Origin of the sequence: Streptomyces sp. NPDC046215 (genome assembly GCF_040646215.1) — a bacterium.
Taxonomy (GTDB): domain Bacteria; phylum Actinomycetota; class Actinomycetes; order Streptomycetales; family Streptomycetaceae; genus Streptomyces; species Streptomyces stramineus.
Window position 1 is genome coordinate 1 of sequence record NZ_JBEYZW010000172.1, and the last position, 4,358, is coordinate 4,358.

Genomic DNA, 4,358 nt, shown 5'->3' on the forward strand with positions numbered 1-4,358 from the left:
GAGTGTGCGGTGCGGGCGTCGGGGGTGTTTGTGCGCAGGGTGGTGCGGGCGCCGTTGGGTGGGGTGGTGTCCGGGCGGGTGTGGGAACCGCACGGAACCGTACTGATCACCGGCGGTACGGGCCAGCTGGGTGGCCACGTCGCCAGGTGGGCGGCCCGCCGTGGTGCTCGGCACATCATGCTGGTCAGCCGCCGAGGAGCCCAGGGTGAGGGGGTCACGCAACTCGTGGAGGAGTTGGCGGGGTTGGGGGTGGGGGTGACGGTTGCGGCGTGTGATGTGGGTGATCGTGAGGCGTTGGGTGAGTTGTTGGCGGGGGTGCCGGAGGAGTTTCCGTTGTGTGGGGTGGTGCATGCGGCGGGTGTGCTGGATGACGGGGTTTTGGGGTCGTTGTCGCCGGGGCGGTTGGCGGGGGTGCGGCGGGCGAAGGCGGTGGGGGCGTGGAATCTGCATGAGCTGACGCGGTGTGCGGATCTCTCCGCCTTTGTGGTGTTCTCGTCGGCTGCGGGGTCGTGGGGTGCGCCGGGGCAGGGGAACTATGCGGCGGCGAATGCGGAGGTGGATGCGCTGGTGCGCTACCGGCGGCATCTGGGGCTGCCGGGACTTTCGGTGGCCTGGGGTGCGTGGGCGGGTGAGGGGATGGCCGGTGACGCGGAGGTCGCGGGTCAGCTGCGGCGGCGGGGTATGGCGGCGATGGATCCGCAGTTGGCGCTGGAGGCGCTGGGCCAGGCGCTCGACCACGACGACACCTGCGTCACCGTCACCGACATCGACTGGAAACGCTTCCTCGACCATGCCGGCCACGCCGGGGTCGGTTCCGTGCTCGGCGACATCCCCGAGGTACGGGCCCTGCTGGACGGGGAGACACAGCGACCCGAGGGAAAACTGCGGGACCGCCTGACGGGCCTGGACGCGCCCGGCCGGACGCTCGCGCTCCTGGAACTGGTCCGGACCCACGCCGCGGCAGCTCTCGGACACGGTTCGATCGATCCCGTCCTACCGGACCGCGCCTTCCGGGATCTGGGATTCAGTTCACTGACGGCAGTGGAATTGCGGAACCGGCTCGGCGCGGTGACCGGCCTCCGGCTGCCGACGACGCTGGTCTTCGACTACCCCACTTCCTCCGTACTGGCCGGCTATCTGCATGAGCAGATGTTCGGTTCCGACGGTTCCACCGCCGTGTCAAGGGCACCGGTCGCCCACCGGGTCATGGAGGTGGACGAGCCGGTCGCCATCGTCGGCATGGCGTGTCGCTTTCCCGGTGGGGTGGGTTCGCCGGAGGAGTTCTGGGACCTGTTGGTCTCGGGGCGGGACGCGGTGTCCGGTTTCCCGGTGGACCGGGGGTGGGATGCGGAGCGGTTCTTCGATCCTGACGTGGACTCGGGCCGGGCGGGTGTCTCGTACGCGTGCGAGGGCGGTTTCCTGCATGACGCGGCGGAGTTCGATGCGGCGTTCTTCGGGATCAGTCCGCGTGAGGCGCTGGCCATGGATCCGCAGCAGCGGCTGATGCTCGAAGCCTCCTGGGAAGCGCTGGAGCGAGCCGGAATCGAACCGGGAACGCTGCGCGGCAGCCAGACCGGTGTCTTTACCGGCATGTCCCAACAGGACTACGCGGACCTGATCCGCCACGGCACGCAGGACCTCGAGGGCTACGCGATGACCGGCATCTCGGGCAGCGTCCTCTCCGGCCGGCTGTCCTACCTGTACGGGTTGGAGGGGCCGGCGGTGACGGTGGATACGGCGTGTTCGTCGTCGTTGGTGGCGTTGCATCTGGCATGTCAGTCGTTGCGGGCGGGTGAGTGCTCGATGGCTCTGGCGGGCGGGGTGACGGTGATGTCCACGCCCGGTGTCTTCGTGGAGTTCTCGCGGCAGCGCGGGCTGGCACCCGATGGGAGGTGCAAGGCGTTCGCGGCCGCGGCCGACGGGGTCAGCTGGGGCGAAGGCGTGGGCGTCCTCCTGGTGGAGCGGCTCTCCGACGCGCGGCGCCTGGGACACCAGGTGTTGGCGGTGGTGCGGGGCAGCGCGGTGAATCAGGATGGTGCGAGCAATGGTTTGACGGCGCCGAATGGTCCGTCGCAGCAGCGGGTGATCTCTCAGGCGCTGGCGAATGCGGGCTTGTCGGCGGCGGACGTGGACGCGGTCGAGGGGCACGGCACCGGTACGACGCTGGGTGATCCGATCGAGGCCCAGGCTCTGCTGGCCACGTACGGGCAGGAGCGTCCTGGCGACCAGCCGCTCTGGCTCGGGTCCGTAAAGTCGAACATCGGGCATACCCAGGCGGCGGCGGGTGTGGCGGGCGTGATCAAAATGGTCCTCGCCCTGCGCAACGGGACGCTTCCGCGCACCTTGCACGTGGATGAGCCGTCGCCGCACATCGACTGGGACGCGGGCGCGGTGCGGCTGCTGACCGAGGAAATGCCGTGGCCGGGAGAGGACGGGCGCCCGAGGCGGGCGGGGGTGTCCTCGTTCGGGGTCAGCGGTACCAACGCGCATGTGATTGTGGAGCAGGCTCCGGTCGCTGATGTGGTGCCGTCGGGTGTTGAGGTGCTGCCGGTGGTGGGGGTGGTGCCGTGGGTGGTGTCGGCGCGTTCGGAGAGGGCTCTGCGGGGGCAGGCGCGCCGGCTGCGACGATTCGCGGCGGGAAAGAGCGACCTGGATCGTGCAGCGGTGGCGCATGCACTGTCCAACAGGTCGGTCTTCGAGCACCGGGCTGTCGTCCTGGGGGTGGACCGTGAGGACTTCCTGCGCGGACTCGACGCGCTGGCTTCCGGCACACCCACCCCCGGACTCGTCGACGGATCGTCCGCCCCGGCTGCCCCGGGCAAGGTCGTCATGCTGTTCGGCGGCCAGGGCACCCAGTGGGACGGTATGGCCGCCGAGCTGCTCGACTCCTCCCCGGTATTCGCCGAGCACATGGCCGACTGCGCCCGAGCCCTGGAACCGTACGTGGACTGGTCGCTTCTCGGCGTGCTGCGGGGAGAGCCCGATGCACCACCGCTCGACCGGGTGGACGTCGTCCAGCCTGTGCTCTTCGCCGTCATGGTGTCGCTCGCGGCCCTCTGGCGGTCGTACGGAGTGCACCCGGACGCGGTGGCGGGCCATTCGCAGGGTGAGATCGCGGCAGCGTACGTGGCGGGAGCCCTGTCCCTGGACGACGCCGCGCGGATCATCGCTCTGCGCAGCCGCGCCCTGAAGTCCCTCGCGGGCCAGGGTGCGATGCTTTCGGTGGGCATGCGGGCCGGCGAACTGGAGCCGCGTCTCGCGGAATGGGGCGATCAGCTATCCATCGCGGCTGTCAACGGGGCCGGCTCCGCCGTGGTCTCAGGGGCACCGGGAGCGGTCGACGCCCTGGCGGGGCAGCTCACGCGGGAAGGTGTGCCCGCACGGAAGCTGCGGGTGGACTGGGCCTCCCACTCGCCGCAGGTCGAGGCGGTCCGCGAGGATCTGCTGGACCTGTTGGCTCCGGTCCGGCCCCGGGCCGGGGAGGTGCCGCTGTACTCGGCGGTCACTGGTCGGAGTATGGACGGCAGCGAGCTCGGCGCCGAGTACTGGTACCGCAATCTGCGTCAGGTCGTGCGTTTCCAGGAGGCGACCGAGGCTCTGGCCCACGACGGCCATCGGCTGTTCGTCGAGGTCGGCCCGCACCCCGCTGTCTCGGTGGCGGTGCAGGAGACCTTGGACGAGCTGGAGGTCGCCGACGCCGTCGTCGTGGGCTCGCTCCGCCGGGGCGAGGGCGGTATGGACCGCTTCCTGACGTCCGTGGCCCGCTTGTTCGTCAGTGGTGGGGTGGTCGACTGGTCGGGGGCGACGGGCTTGGGAACCGCTGGGGACGGTGCCGTCGATCTGCCGACGTACGCGTTCGAGCGGGAGCGGTTCTGGCTGGCAGCGGGCCCGGACGTGGTCTACGCGACGCCGGAGACACAGGCGAGTACAGGTACAGGTACCGAGGAGCTGTGGGAGGCGGTTGGTCGGGCGGATGCGGTGGGTGTGGCGGAGCTGCTGGGGGTGGGGGTTGGGGCGTCGTTGGAGTCGGTGGTGCCGGCTTTGGGGGTGTGGTGGCGGCGGTGTCGTGAGCGTGGGGTGGTGGACGGGTGGCGTTATGGGGAGGTGTGGAAGCCGGTTGGTGGTGGGGATGGCGGGGTGTTGTCGGGGTGCTGGCTGGTGGTGGTTCCGGGGGTGACGTCGGGTGTGGGCGGCGCTTTGGGTGGCGCCGGGGGCGCGGTAGTGGAGGGGCTGGAGAGGGCTGGGGCACGTGTGGTGGGTGTCCAGGTGGAGGTGGGTGAGGGGTGTGTGGATCGGGAGGTGTTGGCGGGGCTGTTGGGTGAGGCGGTGGGTGCTGGTGGTGACGATGGTGTGAGTGG

At 70.4% G+C, this 4,358-nt stretch carries 1 protein-coding gene; it reads left to right on the plus strand.

The genetic code is table 11. The features are described from left to right. Positions 1–78: 78 nt before the first annotated feature. Positions 79–4,358, plus strand: a 4,280-nt coding sequence (locus ABZ951_RS33535) for an SDR family NAD(P)-dependent oxidoreductase (protein ID WP_361281735.1), incomplete at its 3' end; no start/stop codon positions are given.